The organism is Lonsdalea britannica, assembly GCF_003515985.1.
In the GTDB taxonomy this organism is placed as follows: Bacteria; Pseudomonadota; Gammaproteobacteria; order Enterobacterales; family Enterobacteriaceae; genus Lonsdalea; species Lonsdalea britannica.
Genome location: NZ_CP023009.1, coordinates 665,326 through 685,128 on the forward strand (window position 1 = coordinate 665,326; position 19,803 = coordinate 685,128).

At 54.5% G+C, this 19,803-nt stretch carries 14 protein-coding genes; 1 reads left to right on the forward strand and 13 read right to left on the reverse strand.

All coding sequences use genetic code 11. The features are described from left to right. Positions 1–510 precede the first annotated feature (510 nt). Positions 511–1,821, forward strand: a complete 1,311-nt coding sequence (locus CKQ53_RS03110) for an MFS transporter (protein WP_094118054.1) — start codon at positions 511–513, stop codon at positions 1,819–1,821. Positions 1,822–2,025: 204 nt separating this feature from the next. Here the strand turns inward: CKQ53_RS03110 and CKQ53_RS03115 are convergent, their stop codons facing one another. From CKQ53_RS03115 to CKQ53_RS03185, 13 genes are all read right to left on the reverse strand, one after another. Beyond that, complete coding sequence (locus CKQ53_RS03115; protein WP_094118053.1) at positions 2,026–3,186, reverse strand: NAD-dependent formate dehydrogenase; 1,161 nt, start codon at positions 3,184–3,186, stop codon at positions 2,026–2,028. Between the two features lie 134 nt (positions 3,187–3,320). Continuing rightward, a complete protein-coding gene (locus tag CKQ53_RS03120) occupies positions 3,321–4,241 on the reverse strand; it encodes a LysR family transcriptional regulator (RefSeq protein WP_094118052.1) in 921 nt (306 codons plus the stop codon). Between the two features lie 654 nt (positions 4,242–4,895). Further along, positions 4,896–5,387 (reverse strand): hypothetical protein, encoded by a 492-nt coding sequence (locus CKQ53_RS03130; RefSeq protein ID WP_094118050.1) that lies wholly within the window; start codon positions 5,385–5,387, stop codon positions 4,896–4,898. 151 nt (positions 5,388–5,538) lie between these two features. Next, positions 5,539–5,742, reverse strand: a complete 204-nt coding sequence (locus CKQ53_RS03135) for a hypothetical protein (protein ID WP_094102298.1) — start codon at positions 5,740–5,742, stop codon at positions 5,539–5,541. 338 nt (positions 5,743–6,080) lie between these two features. Continuing rightward, complete coding sequence (locus CKQ53_RS03145) at positions 6,081–6,458, reverse strand: hypothetical protein (protein WP_094102297.1); 378 nt, start codon at positions 6,456–6,458, stop codon at positions 6,081–6,083. Between the two features lie 5 nt (positions 6,459–6,463). Further along, complete coding sequence (locus tag CKQ53_RS03150) at positions 6,464–11,488, reverse strand: RHS repeat-associated core domain-containing protein (protein WP_094118049.1); 5,025 nt, start codon at positions 11,486–11,488, stop codon at positions 6,464–6,466. Positions 11,489–11,502: 14 nt separating this feature from the next. Then, positions 11,503–12,435 carry a DUF4123 domain-containing protein gene (locus tag CKQ53_RS03155; RefSeq protein WP_118894647.1) on the reverse strand — a complete coding sequence of 311 codons (933 nt, stop codon included), beginning with the start codon at positions 12,433–12,435 and terminating at the stop codon, positions 11,503–11,505. Further along, positions 12,432–13,379, reverse strand: coding sequence for a DUF4123 domain-containing protein (locus CKQ53_RS03160; protein ID WP_094118048.1), 948 nt, complete (start codon positions 13,377–13,379; stop codon positions 12,432–12,434). Before CKQ53_RS03160 ends, CKQ53_RS03155 begins: the two co-directional genes overlap by 4 nt. A gap of 178 nt (positions 13,380–13,557) precedes the next feature. Then, entirely contained in the window at positions 13,558–14,337 is a 780-nt protein-coding gene (locus CKQ53_RS03165) for an ankyrin repeat domain-containing protein (protein ID WP_094118047.1), read from the reverse strand. Continuing rightward, a complete protein-coding gene (locus CKQ53_RS03170; RefSeq protein WP_118894649.1) occupies positions 14,337–15,731 on the reverse strand; it encodes a PAAR domain-containing protein in 1,395 nt (464 codons plus the stop codon). Before CKQ53_RS03170 ends, CKQ53_RS03165 begins: the two co-directional genes overlap by 1 nt. A 9-nt stretch (positions 15,732–15,740) precedes the next feature. Next, on the reverse strand, positions 15,741–17,777 hold the full coding sequence (locus tag CKQ53_RS03175; RefSeq protein ID WP_118894651.1) for a type VI secretion system Vgr family protein: 2,037 nt from the start codon (positions 17,775–17,777) through the stop codon (positions 15,741–15,743). A gap of 223 nt (positions 17,778–18,000) precedes the next feature. Then, on the reverse strand, positions 18,001–18,519 hold the full coding sequence (locus tag CKQ53_RS03180) for an Hcp family type VI secretion system effector (protein ID WP_118894653.1): 519 nt from the start codon (positions 18,517–18,519) through the stop codon (positions 18,001–18,003). 333 nt (positions 18,520–18,852) lie between these two features. Next, positions 18,853–19,779, reverse strand: coding sequence for a D-2-hydroxyacid dehydrogenase (locus CKQ53_RS03185; RefSeq protein WP_085653550.1), 927 nt, complete (start codon positions 19,777–19,779; stop codon positions 18,853–18,855). Positions 19,780–19,803 lie beyond the last annotated feature (24 nt).

Sequence of the window (19,803 nt, forward strand, 5' to 3'; positions counted from 1 at the left end):
TCGCTCTTTGCGGATGATGGCAAGCCCTTTTTTAACAGAACAGACGAGAATCGGTTTATCTGCTCATTAGAGCATCAAGTTGCCCCTTTTGGCGGCTATTCCCAGCGGAGACGAGGGATCACCCCACGCGTGACGAAAGACGATCGTGACGGCATCCTCTTGCCTTTGGGCTTTCCTTCCCATACCTCAACGCCCACTCAGCATCTCATGATCGGGAGCCCCCACCGAGCCGGGTTTTGCATAATGAAGGACATTAGAATCAGAGAATCGATTGCTCTCTGCCTATCGCCGCTTTTTTACTCAATTGCGCTAGCCAGACTTTGGGCATCTCAGTAGACTGACTTTCCACCGCGCTATCGAATGCCAAGCGACCGTGGCGCATCACACTGAGGCTTTGTTTACGTTTTAGTTTACGCTTCCGCCTACCGCTTTTCTTACCGTCACGCGACACGCTGCGGAACAAAGCCTATAGCCGACAGTCATCAATGGGATGGATGAGGAATATCTGACATGACTCACGCGTCTGCTGCCGGGACGACCCCGGTAAAAGAAGATGAACCTGCGCTTTATCGAAAAATCATTTGGAAACTCATCCCTTTTCTTTGTTTCTGCTATTTGACCGCCTATCTGGACCGTATTAACGTCGGCTTCGCCAAGCTGCAAATGGTGGAAGATTTACACTTCAGCGAAACTGCCTTCGGGCTCGGTGCCGGACTGTTTTTCGTCGGCTATATCCTGTTTGAGGTTCCCAGCAACCTGATGCTGGAGAAGATCGGCGCCAGGATCTGGATCGCCCGCATCATGATCTCGTGGGGCCTGTTATCGACCTGCACACTGCTGGTGACTACGCCGGAGCAGTTCTACATCCTGCGTTTTCTCCTCGGTGCCGCCGAGGCCGGCTTCCTGCCGGGCGTGCTTTATTATCTGACCCAGTGGTTTCCTTCCCAGCGCCGCGGCCGGGTCATTGCCTTGTTTATGATCGGGCTGCCCCTGTCGAGCATCGTCGGCGGACCGCTGTCCGGCTGGATCATGATCCATTTCGATCAGCTCCACGGTCTGCGTGGGTGGCAATGGCTGTTCTTGCTGGAAGGGCTGCCCACTATTCTGCTGGGCATCCTGACGCTGCGGGTGCTACCCAGCAGCTATCGGCAGGCCAACTGGCTCAATGAGCAAGAGAAAACGCAGATTGCGCTCGCGCTTAAACAAGACGAGGCCGAGAGTGGCCATTCTCATCACCGTTTCCGGGAAGGCTTTTTCAATCTGAAGGTATGGATGCTGGGCGGCATCGATTTTTCGATTTTGCTAAGCGCCTACGCCCTGGGATTCTGGATGCCGACGCTCATCAGGCAAGCGGGCGTCGCCGATCCCTTCCATATCGGACTGTTGACCGCGCTCCCCAGTCTGGCTGCGCTGTTGGGAATGCTGGTGATTGGCGCGAGTTCAGATCGCCGACGTGAACGCCGCTGGCACATCATCGTCCCTTTTGTCATCGGCGCCATCGCCATGGCGTCCAGTACGTTCTTCGCCGACAACGTCATTGCCACGGTCCTACTTTTTGCCATCGCACAGGCCACCATTATCGGTGCGGTGCCGGTCTTTTTCAGCCTGCCCGCCACCTTCCTCACTGGCACCGCCGCGGCTACGGGGTTCGCCCTCGCCTGCTCTCTGGCGAACATTGCCGGTTTGGTGAGTAACTCGCTGATGGGATTTGCTCTGGATCTGACCGGAAGCAGCGCGGGTGCGCTGTGGTTTTTCGCCGCTTGCCTGCTGGCAAGTTCTCTGCTGGTGATTGCCCTGCCCGCCAAAATAGTTAACCGATAAGATTGTGACAAAAAGGCCGCATCAAGCGGCCTTTCTCTTTGACGATCTCACGACGAATCGGACTCTTTGTATTACGAACGCACGACACAATTTGCCGGGCGGGCCGATATGGATTGGATGCTCAGTCCTGACGACAGAGGAGCATACCGGCCCTCACCTTGGCGTGCGACGGCCGCTGACCGCCGCCGTGACCGACCTTTTTCGTCAGGCCAACTTGTAAGAGTTGGCGCCAGTGCCGGCCAGATTGCCGCCGTCGACAATCAGATACTCCTGACGGATCGGCTTCCCTTCGAGGAAGTTTTGCAGAATTTCCAGCGTCCCTGCCGCATAGCGCGCCTGCGCGGACAGCGAGGTTCCGGAAATATGCGGCGTCATTCCTTGATGCGGCATGCGGCGCCATGGGTGGTCGACCGGCGCAGGTTGCGGGAACCAGACGTCGCCGCCGTAGCCTGCCAGCTGGCCCGACTCCAACGCGCGCGCAATCGCATCGCGATCGCAGAGCGCACCACGAGCGGTGTTGATCAAATAGGCCCCGCGTTTGAACTGAGACAGGAAGGCTTCGTTGACGAATCCCTGCGTCGAGGGATACAGCGGGGTTTGCAGGTTAACCACATCACAGACTTTAACCAGCGATTCCGGGGTTTCGTGGTAGGTTAAGCCAAGCTCATGTTCGACCTCTTGCGACAGACGATGAGGATCGTAGTAGTGCAGCTTCATATCGAAAGGTTTCAGACGGCGCAGCGCCGCCAGACCGATACGCCCGGCGCCCAGCGTCCCGAACTGCATTCCCTCGACATCATAGCTGCGCGCCACGCAGTCCGCGATATTCCAACCGCCGTTGTTGGCGATTTGGTGCGAAGGCAGGTAGTTGCGAACCAGGGCCAGCACCGTCATCACCACGTGCTCCGCCACGCTGATGGAGTTGGAGAAGGTCACTTCTGCCACGGTGATGCCGCGTTCGGCGGCGGCTTTGAGATCGACATGGTCGGAGCCGATACCCGCCGTCAACGCCAGTTTCAGTTTTTTCGCTTTGGCAATACGTTCAGCCGTCAGGTAAGCGGGCCAGAACGGTTGGGAAATGACGACATCGGCATCCGGTAAATGACGATCAAACACGGAGTCAGCGCCTTCCTTATCGCTGGTCACAATCAGCTCATGCCCCTGACTTTCCAGATAGCGACGCAACCCGAGTTCACCCGAGACGCTGCCTACCAGCTCTCCGGGGGTAAAACCTAGTTCACCTGACGGCGTGGGCGCAGTCTGGCCATTCGGGTAGGTCAGAATTTCTGGGATATCGTCGCGGGCATAGACGGGGGGAAAACCGGTTACAGGATCGGGATACAATACGCACAAAATCTTGGACATAGTTATCTCCATAAACCTAAGCAAGTTAATTATATAGCCTTGATTTTAGGCTATAATTTTTGTGACTCGGCCCAGTCTGGGCGCTTAATAATCACGCGTCCAATTGTTTGAAAATATCTCTAAATAGCTCAGCTCTATTTACTGGCTCGATAGATGGATTGGTCGATTTTGCTCTGTAGATCGAACTGCGTGGTCATCCCCCACACCGCATCTAGCAGCGCAGGCGGGTTGTCCTTACGTAGTCGTAGCAGGCTCATTTCCGGTAACGGAGGTGATTCGATGGGATGCGCGACAATACCGTTGGCGATCAGATATTCAGGGATCGCGCTGATGGGAGCAATGCTGCAGGCTTGTCCACTACTCACCATTTCATATAACACGCTCAGCGCGTTGGTTTCGATAATCACTTGAGGCGTCACCCCTGCCTCGCGAAAAGCCTCTTCGATGACCCGCCGGTTTTGCATCTCGTGATTAAACAAACATAGCGGCAACTCACCCACATCGCGCCAACTGAAAGCCTCTCCAGCCGGTGGAACGACTTCGTTGTTGGACAGTAGAAAAAACCGCTCTGCGTAAAGAGACAAAGACTCGTAAATCTCTCCGGCGCTGACATCGGAATACGCGATACCCAAATGCAGATCCTGATTTTTCAACCGATTCAGAATATCGCGCGTACTCAGGGAAAAGACTTTCAAATTCAGCCGGGGAATGACGCGGCGATACTCCTTAATCAGCGTAGAAACCGCCCTCATCGCGGAGGGTACGGCGCCGATAACCAAATTCCCCCCGGCCACGGCTTGCGCCAGAGCGGCCTCCTGCTTCAAACCGTCCAGGGAGGACAGCGTTTTTCTCGCCCAGTCCAGCACGCGCTCCCCTTCCGGCGTAAAACCCTGAAAACGCCGTTCGCGCCGAATAATGGTAATGCCCAACTCGCGTTCCATTTGCTGAAGGGCAACGGACAGAGAGGGTTGCGAGACCCAGCAGCTCTCCGCGGCCTGTGCAAAGTGCCGATGTTCAGCCAATGCCACCAGATAATGAAGTTGTCGCAGAAACAAGGTTAACTCCTTTTAGACTAGTGCCTTTCCATAGAAAAAAAGCTTGAGATCAATGAAAACTCTGTGCGCCGACATGCTCCTTTAGCGATTTCATCCAATATCATCGCTAACACTTCACCGCGTCCATCTTTCCTGTATTGATAAGCAAACAAAAAACTCAGCACTGCGCGCCTGTCGGCAACGCGCTTGCCGCCTTGGTTCATCCACCGTGGATCTCTCGTCATCTACGCCGCGGTTTTCTTCCTTTCTCGCGACAAACATAGTCCAGGTTGAAGAAATAGCAGGACAGACCAGCCAAATTGTACAATAGATAGACAACAAGGGGGCAATTCAGCGCAGTGATTGAGCAAATAGTGTCTCGAATGTGGAGAAGGTTTTCGCTTCATCGATAAGTATCAGCGGTGACCGCAGAGGGATAAGGTACGAAAAAGGAATGAGAAGAAAAGGCAGGAGAGCAGATAGGAAGAATGAATCGTTTAGATGAGATAGTTAGCCCTATCTAAAAGGGAAAATGCGTTGTACCAAGAGGTGGTGATGAAAATAAAAATTGTGAGGCCGGTAGAAGACAGATGCAGTTTGCGGAACGATGCGGAGTCGTCTTCTCCGGCCACGGGAAGATAGAGGTTAAATGCACAACGTGATGTAATAGGTCATTCACTGATATTTGTGTAGCAAATACCTTTTTATTGATGCGGCGTTTTTATATTTGAAATTAAACGTATCACCATTAAACTCGCCATCATCTCCCATCAACATTGAATCTTTGCTAATCTCTTCATTGGGAACTAACCTTCCATTGTTAAATGTATACCCATATACCTTATATTGCGTTCCATTAATACTCTCCGCGCGATGAATTTGATGCCACGAAACTAACACAATAACATTTTTTATTCCTTTTAATGTTACAAAAAAGACAGTTTCAATATTAGGTGTATCACCTTCGGTTTCATATCGATCAATTTTGTTGCTTACCCCATTATTATCAAGATATAGACCGAGTGGGTAATCTACACTATATTCTTTTTTGATATAAATATTATAATCTTGGGATATTTGGAATGGTCCCTGAACAAAACCCTGTTCCCCAAACGTATACCCTGGCAACAATAGAATGAATAATAATACGACAACACGCTTTAACATTAGGTCAATCCTCATCTAATTTAAGAAGTCGGGCAACGCTGTTATACCTTTTTCGCCGATTATCATAACCATTTGCCCCCCATTCACAAATTGAGTAACCCCTTAACACAGAATTTCTTTCCCTGCGGAACGCCGTCTTTCATCTTCTGACTTAACCTGCCGCAGACGTCATACTCATAGCGCACATCGCCGCGCTCGACGATACGATCGGCACCATCTTAGCGACCCTGACCTGCCGATACGCCTCAGATACCGACAGCGGTACGCCCGAGGCGGCGATAATTTCCGAGACTTCACACAGGTTCTGTTCGCTGTCATAACCGAACAGTTTCGCCTGACGCCAGCGTCCGCCCACAGCCCGACCTCCTGTGCGCGGTACCCGCTCGCATCGTAGTCGCTGAATATTTCCTGCCCGTTAACACGCTCAGTAAAAAGAGAAGAGACTGAAAACAGGGCGTCACTACACCGAGGGATACGCCCCGCATAACGGCAAGCCCAATCAGCCCTCCGCCATCAACCTTAAAGTCCGCCGGCTATAAAAGTACTGATTTATCAAATGGATATCAGTTACAATCACAGTGGAAAGAGGGAGAATTATTATTGAGATGCAGATCAATTTATAGCAGTTGACCAGACCATAAAACAAAAAACCGGAAAGATCACATAACCACTACCGATTTTTTTCAAAAAACATTACAGATTAAATGGTGTCAACACTGTTTTATCCGGGGACGAATAAAACATTACGAAGCACCCAACACTAATTCCTTCGACACCCAACACTTCAATAAATACGACATTATTATCTAGCTGTATAGTAATTACATCTTCTTCAATGGCAATAACTCTAGAGAAAATCTTATTCATCCCATTTTCAAAGATAATCTTATGGCACGAAAAATCAGAGGGGTAAATATCTTTACCCCATACATACTCAGCATCGAAATCTATTTCAACATCATAACACTCTGATATACAAAACTTATCCCCATTCCATTTAGCAACGCCGCTACCCAATGAAGAGGAAAAAAAAACCTTATCAATGAGTTCTTTTATCAATTTAATTTTCATAGAGTTTATTTCTTAAACGGCACCCGAACTACAAGATTATCAACATTCATAACATTATTCTCAGTATCATGAGTCCATGTCTCTTCATGATAATGATGCTTCGTGGGTTTACTTCCCATCTCATGATTTCCATATCTTATACTCCGTTTCCCATCCGCCGAAACTATTCTATCCGAATCTATTTCACCAGTACGAGGATGTGTATTTGTATGTGGCCCGGGGCCTAAAAACTCATCCCATTTATCAACAGCATCTTCGGGTTTAACCGGTTTCGGTGCATAGGTTTCATTATGATAACCACGCTCTGGAACTTCTTTTCCAGCTTTTTTATCCAACCCAAACGGATCAACCCACTCCAACGGGTTATGCACATACCCCTGCGGCCTCAATCCACCCGCCAGCCCTATCGGGTCCGGCGAGATGTACTGCCCGCTGTCCGCATCATAGTAACGATGCCGGTTGTAGTAAAGTCCCGTTTCCGCGTCGTAGATTTGCCCCTGGTAACGCAGCTCGCAGTACACTTCTTCGTTTGCCGCGTCGCCCAGATAGCGCTTCAGCCCCACCGGTAGCCGGTCTTCACGGTGTCCGTTCCACAGCCCCTGCTCACCGCGCCAGTGGACTTCCCCCGTCTCGCTGCACAGCTCCCGCGCCGTGCCCGCCACGTCCGTCACCACATAGTGCAGTCGGGTCTCTTCTCCCTTGCGCTCCACCTGCGCCAGCGGCCGGAAGCTGCCCGGCTCATACACCCATTGCACTTCCCGCGCCGGGGTGCCATCGGCGTAGTATTGCACCTGTCCCACCAACTGGTCGCCGTCCCACTGGTACTGGACCTTCGACACCGACTGCAACGAGGCCACCTGACCTTCGCGCACCTTGCTGACCCGGCGTCCGAACGCATCGTAGCCATAGCGCCACCGCGCCCCGTCCGGCAGGCTCACCCGCCGCAACCGGTCCTGCGTATCCCACTCGTAGCGCGTTTCTTTCGGTCTGAATCCCGCGCGTACCTCTCGCTTGCGACTTAACCGGCCGCAGGCATCGTACTCATAGCGCACGTCGCCGCGCTCGACGATACGCCCTGCGCCGTCGTAGCGACGCTGGCCCTCCGACACCGCCTGAGATACCGACAGCGGCACGCCCGAGGCGGCGATAATCTCCGAGACTTCACACAGGTTCTGTTCGCTGTCGTAACCGAACAGTTTCGCCTGACGCCAGCGCCCATTGCGACGCTCCGCCGTCACCTGCCCGTTGCCGTTCAGGCGGAAATCCTGCTCGCCCCAGTGAGCGTCTTTTATTCCCACCAGACGGTCCAGCACGTCGTAACGATAGCGGCGCTCCAGATGGTGCGGCTCGCTGCCGCCGCCGTTGACCAGCGTCTGACGCTCCAGCAGCCCGGTCTCGCTCCAGCTCTGCGACAGTGCGAAGCCCGCGCCGTTGCTGCGCAGGCTTTCCTGACCCGCGTCCGTATGGCTGAACGACAACGCCTGATGCGAACCTACGCCCAGCGCCGATAACCGCCCTGATTGCCACTGCTGTTGCAGCGGCGCCAACAACCCATTGACCTGCGCGCGGTAACCGCTCGCATCATAATCGCTGAGTATTTCCTGCCCGTTGACCCGCTCGGAGATGACCTGACCGGAGCGGTTATAAGCGTACTCCACGCAGGCATCGGCGTTGCTGGCGCGCAACAGGCGTCCCGCGATGTCGTAGTCCAGCGTGGTGACGCTTTCCGTCGCCCCTTCAGCGGTGAGGCACTGGACTTCCGTTACCCGTCCCAACGCGTCGTGCGTGTAGCCTTGCTGGCTGCCGTCGGGGGCGGTTCGACACGTTAATCGCCCCGCCACGTCGTAGGCATAGCGATACACGCGTCCGTCATAATGCCGCTCTTCGGAAAGCCGTCCGCACTCGTCAAAAGAGTAAGTCCAGGCGTCGCCGTGACTGTTGGTCACACCGGCGAATTCGGCTTCCGTGTTGTAGTGATAACGGACCGTTGCGCCGAGTGGGTCGGTCGACTCCAACAGATTGTCGAACGCGCCGTACCGGAACTGGTGCTGCTGCCCCAATGCGTCCAACACAGACGTCAGATTGCCTTCCACATCATAACCAAAGTGGGTAGCGCTACCGTCCTCATAGACGACGCGAACGGGTGCTTGCCGTGCGCCTTCATATTCCCAGCGGCGAATCTGAGTCCCTGACTCACGGGCAATATGCCGCTCGGTCAACCGGTCCTGCGCGTCATAGAAAAAACGCACCGCGGGCAGGTTGTCGGTTTCTATAGCGCTAACGAAGCCCTGTGGATTGTAATGATAGCGCTGCAAAACGCCGTCCGGCCCAATCACCGTGGCGAGTAGCCCTTGCTCTGTATAGCTTTGCAGCCACTCGCGGCCTTCTGGATCGTTAACCTCCACGACCTGTCCCTGAGCGTTGCGTTGATACTGCCAGACATGGCCCAGCGGATTGGTGTACGCCAGCAGTTGGCCGTCGTCATCGTAATCGTAGCGATGAACCGCCCCGTCCGGGAGCGTCACGGCCGTTATCTGCCCCCAATCGTTGTGTTCATATTCCGTGCGATTCCCCAGCGGGTCTGTTTCGGCAACCAATAGACTCTGTTGCCACTCGTAGTGAGTTTCACCCCCGTCCGCCGTCCGTTTGCAGAGAATGTAATTGCGTTCATTTCGCGTGTAGCTAACCACGCCGCCAAAGCCGCTGTGATAATGGCTGGTCAGATTCTCATCGTCATATTCGAAACGTCCGGGCCAGAATCCTTCCGACGACCGATCCTGGATTGAGCGACCTTTCTCATCGTAGGTATGTTCCACCCACGTGTGTGCCAGATCGTTCCAACGCAGTAGCCAGCCTTCGGGTGAGTAACGGTAGTCGAAATTACGCCCGTCACCCGCCCGCACGCTGAGCAAGAACCCGTGTTGATCCCAGGTATAACGCGCCAGCGTCTGTAGTGGCTGACGTTGTGCGTCACACAACGTCAGTTGGGTGATACGCCGTTTCTCTGTCTCGACGTGCACCAAACGACGATCGGGCAACTCGATCCAGCGTAATACTCCACGCTCCCATAACAGAGAGATCTCATGGCCGACACGGTCGGTGATCGATGTCAGCAGCAGCCGCTTGCCCATAGCATGTTCAAAGCGATAGCGCAGACCATCACAATGAATCAGAACCAATTGCCCTTGCTGGCGCGAAAGCCGCCATTCTGGATTGGCCTGAGAACGAAGGAATTCACCCTCATCCGGTAAGACAAAAGTGGACTGGTTGAACTCACCGTCCGTGAGCGTAACCACGCCTTGCTCCAGCTCCAGACACATATCCCAGTTGCTGCGCCACAACGCTCCGAGTAAACCCGGCTTACGCTCGCCGCCAGAACGGTAGTAGCGTTTCATGGTCAGAGGCAGTAGGCCGGAAACCTCAAAATCCGTGCGCCAATCCACCACGAAACCGGTCGCCATATCGACCGGTTCCCCCTCTTTGTGGCACTTATTACTATTGGCGTCACATTTCCCTTCTGCCTCGTCCGCTTTTTTCTTTTGAGATGTTTTATCGGGCTTAGGTTCTTTACTACTGCCCGCATTGATGGACTCACTACCTTCAGGAGTGGCATTCGCCTTTTTCTCTGCGGGAGCAGGCTCAGACTTGGCTCCCGAAGAAGCATCTTCGCCAGCGCCTTCAGATTTCTTGGATGTCGGCTTTTTCGATGATGGGACTGTCGAATCACCTGCGGCATTTTCGCTCGCGGGTTTATTCGGCGCGCTTTCTGCCCGAGCGGGCTCTCCGGCCCGGCTTTCAGCATGCGGCGCCGTTTTAGGAGCCTCCGCAGCTTCAGCAACGGAGCCCTTAGAACGTGCGCTTCCCGCTTTGCGGGTGACGACATGGGGAATGAACTCGTCAAATTTACGTTCAATGTAAGCAACCGTATCGCTGAACGTTTTGTATAACTTATCGAGGAAATCGACCATCTTATGAAAACGGTCTTTCATCAGGGCGACAATCCAGCCATCGTCCGCAGACGACTTCAACGCCTTCTGCAACGCCGCCTTCATATCCTCCAACAGTTTTAATGCCTTTTGACCATACACGCTCAACTCAGCACGCATTTTACTGATGCCTTTCACCAGGTTGCCATCCGACAATTTTCGAATGATCTTCATGGCGAACTGAATTTCTTCGGGAGCCACTTTTTTCAACGCTTTCAGAATGGCCTTGCCACTGACCTTCATGGCGTCGCCCAGTCCCGGCACCAGGCCGATCACATTGAGCACGCCTTCAGCCACGTGCAATTTGTCTTCCAGCAACACGGGCTCTTCGTACGTATCCCAGCACCACTCTCCGATAGAGTAGGCATCCATCGCCTGCCCGACAACGGGGATGCAGCCTAAAATAATCTGGCAAAACAGCATGATGGCAGCATTACCGCCTTCACCCTTATCCGCGACCTCTGCTGCCAGACTATGCTGGATTTTATTTACCGCCCGGCGGAGTTCCAGACTGCCCGCATTGATTTTCTCATCCAGCTCCCAAAAGCGATCGTAGGCTTTGCGGTACTCGGGAGGTATAGAGGTAAATAAACCCGCACCGTCCACATCCACGTATCTGTCGCTACTGCTGCTGGCGTCATATTCAACCAGCCCCTGCTTGTGCAAGAGAAGAAATAACGCGAAGTATTCGCCCGCTATCGCTGCATACGCCGGGTTGGACTGCATGACTGGGTTATTTTTGACGGTTTCTTTCGGTTCGAACGTGTCCGAGCCTTCATCCAGCAAAAGATCAAATGTCCCGCAGCCCATGTCATAGATCAGGCACAGGCCATTCTGGTCCGTTTTCCCCTCAATGACGTGCTGATTGCTGTCCGTCAATACAAAGGGCGCATTCGGTACCGGTTTACCCGTGTCATAGTGGTAATAAATGAGGACTTCGCAGCCGCATTTGACGCAGCCCCCAGAGATTTTATTGTCCGTAGAAAAATTCTGACTCGCGGCCTCTTCGCTGGAGAGCAGCGTCGCTGATTTCGTCTGTTCCATAGCACTACGTCCTTTTATGCTTCGCTCTGTTGGCTCACCGCGGCGGCGTAGAGGCGATCCATTTTGTTCTGGGTTCCGATAATTTCCGGTTCCGCCATGACCGTTTGCGCCCAAGGCTCGCCGATAAAGTCGGGACTGAGCTCCGTCGCCAGCGCCAGATAGCGCACGATATCGCGGTCGTTGTTAAACCCTTGTAGCTCGGCCTGCTTCACCTGTTCTTGAGTAAATGCCAACAGCACGTCATCGCCTTCGGACTGCCAACGTGGATGGTAGGTGCGCAGGTGAGTCATGTAGGTTTCCAAAGCGTTCTGCGTGGACGGGCCAAGGAGCGCCTGCCATTGGGCGTCGCTGAGTTGGCGGGGCGAAGTATTGGGGATGTCGTGAGACTCACGGTGCGTGAGGGTCAGCACCTTCGACGCGCCACTCCCCGACGCCATGTCGTAGAATCGGGCAATAGGGCCGAACAAGGCCGTCGCCTCCTGCGCCGTGCTGGCCGACAGAAGCTGCTTCACTATCAGCCAGTCGCTGATGCGCAAAATGGCATTCTCTCCGTCTGGCATCGCCACCAAACTCCAGTGCCGCAGATGATTGACCAGCTCGACCAGTTGTTGTCCCGGCGTATAGGCCTGCATGAACCACTCAAGCTGAATGCCAATGCCCCACCCATCTCGGGTGCAAAGATACTCTTCCAATTGAGGCCAGTTTTGTGCCGTGACCGGAATGCAATAGGGGGAGATGGACGCATGCTGGCGTCCGGCCTCGCCCCAATACAGCCGGGTGTGTTCCAGACTGCCGCCCCAGCGCTCAGCCAGCCACGGCGCCGCGTCGTTCAGGGCGGCTTCCGCCACGATGAAACACCCGCCTTCATCGATACGTGCCAGCCATCCGTCAGCGTCTTCTTGCGTTTTAGTCAGAAAAGGCGTGGTTAAAGGTGTCGTTGATGTCACTCGGTGACCTCCAATGTGTCAGGCGATAGTCCCCTCATCCAGTCAGGCCGGTGGTAGCGTGCTCGAACCTCTTCCAGATGGCGCGGTTGGGATTTGAATAGCTGAATACATTTTCCCAAAGCGTGGCGCGTGGTCAGATGAATAAAATGAGGATGGTGATAAAACTCGCTGCCGATAATCCAGCGATGCGCAGACCAGGCTTCGCATTCGGCGTCGGTGGCGCGCGGATATAATTTTTTAGCCAGCGCAATACCGCTAATAAAACGTTTTCTCAACAGTTCGATATCTAATAAAAAAAACGTTCTTTCGCTGACATACATAAAAAGCTGATTCGCCAGACAACGCAGCCGATTATCGTGTGTTAAGAGATCAAACTGGCTTTGATTCAGCGATATTTGATAATTGTTCGTTGCCGACATGGATATTTCTTCATCGAGCAAGGGAATATAATCCAAAAACTCGCGATTCTCGGCCGGTAGAAACAGCTGCCGGGCAGGCGCAAGGAAATCCGTTTGCTCCTGCGGGCTGATTGTCGCCCACCATAGCGCCAAGGCATCCGGGCCATAGCTGCGAAACAGCGTCTCCTGCCCGGTGGGTCCACGGCAAACCACGCGTCGTTGCCAATGCTGCACCATCTCATCAAGCGACATGTCGCCAGTCATCAGCAACGTTCCCTGATGGCCGTAGTCCTGGCCCTGGGTCCAATGCAGCAGCGTTTCTCCGCAGTTGCCTTCATCAAGTTCGATAATAAACGGCGCAACTAAGCGTAATGAATCTGGAAATATCGGGGAATCGAGCTGCCGCCATTGATCTTTCGCCGACTGATGAAAGGCTCGCCAATAAACCGGCAGCTCTGGATAACACATCACATCGATAATGGCATACAACGGCGAGGTTTTATTTCGAATAATCTCAAAGAGTCTCAGGCTGTTTTTTTCATTCATCTGATAAACCTGAATCGGAATTAAGGGATAACAATAAAGAATTAATGCTGCGAAATAACGGCGTTATTCCACGCGGTGGCATTTATATTTTTCGTTAGGGAATAAATGAGAATACGCAACTATGTCAGGAGAGGAAAATGTCAGGGAACGAATCTGCTCGTTCCCTGATAATGGTGAGCTATTTAGCCTTGTCCTTTTCCCACTGCGCTCTAACTTCTTTAGGAGAGGGAGGTGGGAACTTAACCCCTTTTTGCTCCAGCGCCTGCTTGACCTTTATCAGCCACGGACGTTGCGGCGCATCTTTGGACATCACCGACTCGCTAAAATGAACATTCCAAGCGAGATCAGCGCCGATATCATCGTAACCCTCAACCGCGGCTCCCTGTTCCATTAACCAGTAGACGATTTCATATTTGTTCAAATAAGCCGCATACAGTGCGCTGTTTCTTTTCTGCATATCTTGCGCATTAATATCTGCTCCGCGCGCCAGTAGAAGTTCTATATCCGCCCAACGCTCTTCACCGATCGCGCTGAATAAAGGAGGTTGTCCGTTACTGCCCAACGTATTCGGGTCGCCCCCAGCATCCAGCATCATCCGTAACCAATCGGGATCTTTAAATCCGGTTACCGTATTGACCGCCGTATCACCATCCCCATCTTTGAAGTTGGGATCGGCACCGAGGGTTAAACTCATCCCCACCGCTTTTTTGTCTCGCGTTTCAATAATAAGCCATTGCAAAGGAGTTATGCCTTCTTTGCCATGAATATTAAGCCTAACGCCCTGAGAAAGCATTTCTCTAGCTTTGCTCTCATCACCCGAGCGAATATTTTCCAATAGCGCAGCGGTAGCCGGGTCAAACAGCTCTTTGGCTTCCATACTCCGTCCTCCTATATTGCAGGCCGTTAACAGACTGGCGATAAAAAGACATCCCCATTTGATACGTTTCAACCAATGCATCACGTCTCCTTAAGCACACTATTGATTGCGCCGATATCCTCTTTCTTCTGCGTTTCAATCCCGGCAATCACCTGATCCATACCGTGACGGGCAATGGGCGATCCGCCCAGTGACGGTAGCGACGACATCTCACCGACGGCTTTCGGTAAAGCGCCTTTGTAAAGCTCCATCATGCCACATGCCGCTCCGACCATCGCTCCCATTGCTCCCCCCCCAAGCAAACCACCGATCAACGAGCCTCCTAACGCTAATAGACCCGGAACCGCCGCCTTGCCATAAGTCTGCGCCATGGTCAGTACTTCGCCATCGACGGCCTGAGTCTTGATCAGCGCGGCCGTCTCCTCCAAAGAGGCTCCCCCAGCGCGGGCGACCGTATTGGCATGTAGGCCCGCAGCATTAAAGGTATAGCCGGGAAGTTTGGTTGCACTAACGCCAGCAGAGGCTAATCCCCCCCCCAGAGAGTGGCCCACGAGCTTTATGTTTTCATTTGCATATTCAAATGAGGTGCGTTTCGCTAAATCCATCGCTTGGTTATATGTGGCAGATTCCAAGCCTAAACCTTGTAAACCATTAGTTTTCCAATCCTTAGCACCGGTCACCGAGTTATCAGTACCCCGATAGGTGAGCATCGTTTCGCCATTGATCTCCGACTTAAATAACGCGGCCCCAAATCCGGACTTTTTATTGAAATAAGGGTTATCTTGATTTGACAACATCTGCTCAGGATCCACGATAGACAACCCCACCGGCGGGGCAGGAAGCTCCGTATACTTCCCGCGGCGAAATTCATCCACATCATAGACATACTTCGCCGCCTCTGCGCGCAAAATACTGTCGTTGTTGCCTGCAAGACGCTTGGCAGAGTCTTGCAGGCCCGGCACCGACGACGCCTGTTGCGCCAGCTGTTTACGTGCCGCGTAACGCGCTTTGCGCTGTTCCAGCGTCAACGCTTCCGTTGGCAGCGGTAGCTCAGGCGTCGGCATCCACGACATCAGGCCCTTCCACGGCAGCAGCATAGGCGACAACGCCAGCAGCGGCGATCGCTTGCTGGCCGACTGCTCCGCGCAGGATTTAACCGGGGACTGATGCGGCGTGTCGCCGATGATCACATCCCCGCTACCCGCGGCGACGGAACCACCGCAGCCGATGGCATCCCCCACCCGCGCCGCTGCTTTGCCGTTGATGATGACATTACTGGATCCTGCAGAGATCGACCGGGGATGTAAGGCATGCGGCATGGTGGGACAAGGGCAAGCGTGCAACAGCACCATATCGCCCTTACGGGCGGCAGGTTTGCCGTTGATGATCACATCGCTGCTTCCCTGAATAATCGGCGTGGCGGGGAAACAGCCATGCCCGGAGCAGCTGTCGCCTAAACGTGCGGCACTTGGCATGTTATCTCCTTATCGACGATCCGGCGCATCCGGCAGCGTGGGTTTATTCGGCGCATCCGGTTCGACAGAAGATGGCGCTACCCCGGTTCCTGGTGAGCCGCCGTCGTTGATCTTGACGATCGTTCCCGAGATGGTCACGCCAGCGCTGTCGATTTTGATAAAGCCGCCGGACGATTTGATCGTCAAGGCCTGACCCGCTTCCAGCACGATATCCGCCGCCTTGAGGTAGCTATCAGTGTTCACCACCGTGCGCTGGTGCGCGCCGATCAGCGTTTCTTCCGAACCGCCGATCGTTGACTGTCGGCTACCCGCGATCTTGGTGATCTCGCCGCCGCCGATCAGCCGTTTGAGGGACTGGCCGATCTGCTGTATGAAATTACGCCCGATCGCCTGATGATGATCTTGCCCGATCTGTTCAAAGTCATCCTGACCGATGGTTCGGTGACGGTGACGCTCAACCCGCTGGTATTGATCCTGCGCTACGCTCAGGTGCTGATCCAGCCCTACGCTTTGGCGATGAATGTGGTTGATCACCGTATCCGCATCCTTTTGCGCATGAACGTAAATTTGTTCACGCGACACTTCATCTTCGAAGCGCAACTCATTAAAACCGGTGCCTTTATGCGTATCGGTGCGCAGCGTGGTACGCGTTTTATGCTCCGGCAAAACGTAAGGCGTCGGGTTAGTCGCGTGAAAGGTTCTTCCCGTCACCAGCGGCTGGTCCGGGTCACCTTCCAGAAAACTCACCACCACTTCATGGCCGATGCGCGGAATGGCCACCATGCCGTACTGACCGCCCGCCCAGCCCTGACTCACCCGTACCCAGCAGGAGCTCTGGTCGTCGCTCGCGCCGTAACGGTCCCATGGGAACTGCAGCTTCACCCGACCGTATTCATCGCAATAAATCTCCTCGCCTGATGGGCCAACCACCGTCGCGATTTGCGGACCGTCTACCATCGGGCGGTGCGGCATCGCGGGTCGCCACGTGGTGCTGGCCTTGACCACGCCGAAGGTGTTACTGAGCGTGGTCGGCTCGCCGCCGCCTTCCTCTTCCAGCGCCTGCGGCTGGGTGCCGATGTGGGTCACGTTTACCACCTGCCAGGCGATGTTCAGCATCGGGTTCGGGTGCTCCGTCAGGGTAAATGCGCTCCCCGGCATCAATGCCCCGGCGTTTGAACTGCCCTGACCGGTGACCGCATCCGCCCGCAGCGCATCCAGCCGATGGCCGCTGAACGCCTTGCCGCTCGGGTCTTTTTTGAAGCGGCCCGGGTAGTCGTAGTGCTGGTAGCTCTCACGTTGATGGGTTAGCTCTTCCCCCAGCTTCTTGTGCGACAGACCGTAAGCCGGGGTTTTGAAGCTGTAGTCCTTCAGCTCCACTTCCGCCGTGCGCACCGCTTCCCGGTAGCTGAACTGGCGCACATACGCGCCTTCCGTCAATCCCTGACTGGCGAGGTTGAAGAACAGGTCCGGGCCTTTGCCCAGCGCCACCGCGTCGTCCGCGAACACCACCCGGTGTTTACCGGCCTCGAACTCGTGGAAGTAGAACAGCCCTTCCTCCGCCGCCAGACGTTCGATAAACGCCAGGTCGCTCTCCCGGTACTGCACGCAGTATTCCCGCTGGGCGTGTTCGTTGCGCAGCGCAAACGCAAAATCGGTAATCCCCGCTTCCTGCAACAGGATGCTGATAATCTCCTCCGGCTTCTGCGCCTGGAAGATGCGGGCGTTGGTCCGCAGTCCCAGCCGCCACAGCGCCGGGCGCACCACCGCCTGATAACGCGTGCGTCGAAAGCCGGTGTCGCCCTGACCGAACTCGCTGATGATGCCGCTGACCCGCCGCTGTAGCTCGCCTTCGTACCACACCAGCAGCTCGCACGGCTGGTCCAGCACCTCGCCGAAGTCCACCGCTGGCAGCGCGCTCGCCAGCGACAACCCCAGCGCAAAGGGTCGGTTCAGCCCTTCGTCCAGCTGAAAATCCACTACCGAGAATGTGCTCTCCGGCAGCGCGCCTATCGTTACGGTAAACTGAAGCCCGGTCATGCTTGCCACGTTATCCCTCTCCTTTTTCCCTGACGCCACGGCTACCGCACGCCCCGGAGTGTATCTCCGTGCGCCCGCGATACCGCCGTGATGGTGGACGGTACTTTTGTGTGCTTTTTATCTTTGTGCTTTTGCTGTGGCCTGGGTCTGCCCACGCCGCAACATCCGTCGATGATGGCGGTGGTGACCGCCAGAAGTGGAAAACCCGGGCCAAAGGCCCGGGTGGTCGGCATTACGCTTCGACCGGCGCACGCCAGTCATCAGAACCAGAGGTCCCGGCGACAGTGTGTTCCCAGTCGATTTTACGGTAGGACAGAGACACCTGGATCAGCTGGGTGTAGTCCAGTTTGGACGGGTCCTGGCAGTGCGGCATCTGGCAGTCGATGTCCACGATGGTGGCGTCGGTCAGCGTGGTGGAGAAGAAGTGCTCCTGCTTACCTTCTACCGACGTGCGGTACCATTTTAGGGTCACGGTCGGCAGCATTTCGCCGGACGCCAGGGCGTTGTACATCAGCGGGACGGCTTTGTTCAGCGCCACGGTGAATTTGAACGGCTTGTGCACACGCTGGCCGGACGGCTGACCGGACTGCGGGTCGGTCGGTACGGTCACAACGTGGTTAAATTCCTGCACCAGCATTTCGTCTTCGTGGCCCTGCACGTAGATGTTGCCGACAGAGTCAGAGGTGAAAGCACCGGCGGTGATGTTGCCCTGAGTTTTCCCTTCAATGCTGATATAACATGGGGTTGGCATAGTCATGCTCCTTGTTGTTGAACGGTTTTTTACTTTCGCCGCCCAATAATGCAATGACCATGCCAATTTTTATCTTACTGTTTTATAAAGGAATTTAAAATACGCGTTTTACCCTATCCAATACCTGCGCAAAATATTGCGCAAGATGCGCAGATCGTTTGCAAACATTGCGCAAACAGTGATTTGTGCTGGGAAGTGCGCAAGAAGTTGCGCAGATTTGGCAATGATTCTACTGCTGATCGTTATGTAATCGACACCCGCTTATTTATTAGGCGGAGAAGCGATTGTATAGGCTAGCCTTTGCCATCTACGGTATCCGTCAAACCATCCGCATTAATACTCCTGAGTAAATGCCACTTCGCCCCGCAGGGACTGTCCCGCGTGGAAGCGAGACAGATTATCTATCAGCAGTCGCGCTAACAGCGCGGCGACCATTGGACCCGCCACATGCGGGCTCAGCGTCAGACGGGGAGCCTGCCAGAAAGGATGCGATTCGGGTAATGGCTCTTGCCTATATACATCCAGCACCGCGCCCGCAATTCGCCCCTCCTGCAAGGCGGAGAGCAGATCCGCTTCCACCACCGCCGTCCCGCGCCCCACATTGATAAATAACGCAGATGATTTCATCGCAGCGAACAGTTCGGCGTTATAGATATCCGTTGTTCGGACTGTATCTGGCAGCAGATTAATTACGTAGTCGGCACAAGCGACCTCGCGCGCCAGGTCACCCAACCCTGCCACACGGTTGAAATGGGGCAATGACCGCGGCGTATTAACGATGCCGGACAGTTCGACGCCGAAGGGCTGTAGGAAGGCGGCCACCTCACTACCGATGTCTCCGGCTCCGACGATCAGTACCTGTCGTCCGGCCAAAGAGCCGGGTAGACGTGGCTGCCAGCGACGCTGGCGCTGATGCTCGCGTCGTTCTTCCAAATGCAGCTCGTGACGAAGTAGATATGCCAGTACATATTCGGCAATCGGCTGGCCGAATACCCCCACCGCACGGCTCAGCCGGTAGTCGCGCGGCAATCCTTCCGCAAGATAAGGTTTAAAACCAGCCCACGTAGATTGCAGCCACTGCGGATGAACCCCCTGCGCCAACAGGCCGACAACCTGCTTCGGCTCACCCACCCAAATGTCGTACTGCGCCGCCTGAGCGACGGAGCCATCGGAGGTCACCAATTCAATGTCCGATGCCGCATCGCGCAGAGCGCCTTTGATTTCATCCGCGCGTGAGTCCAGTACCAGCATAGAGGTCATCGTTAGATTCCTTATAAAGAGAAG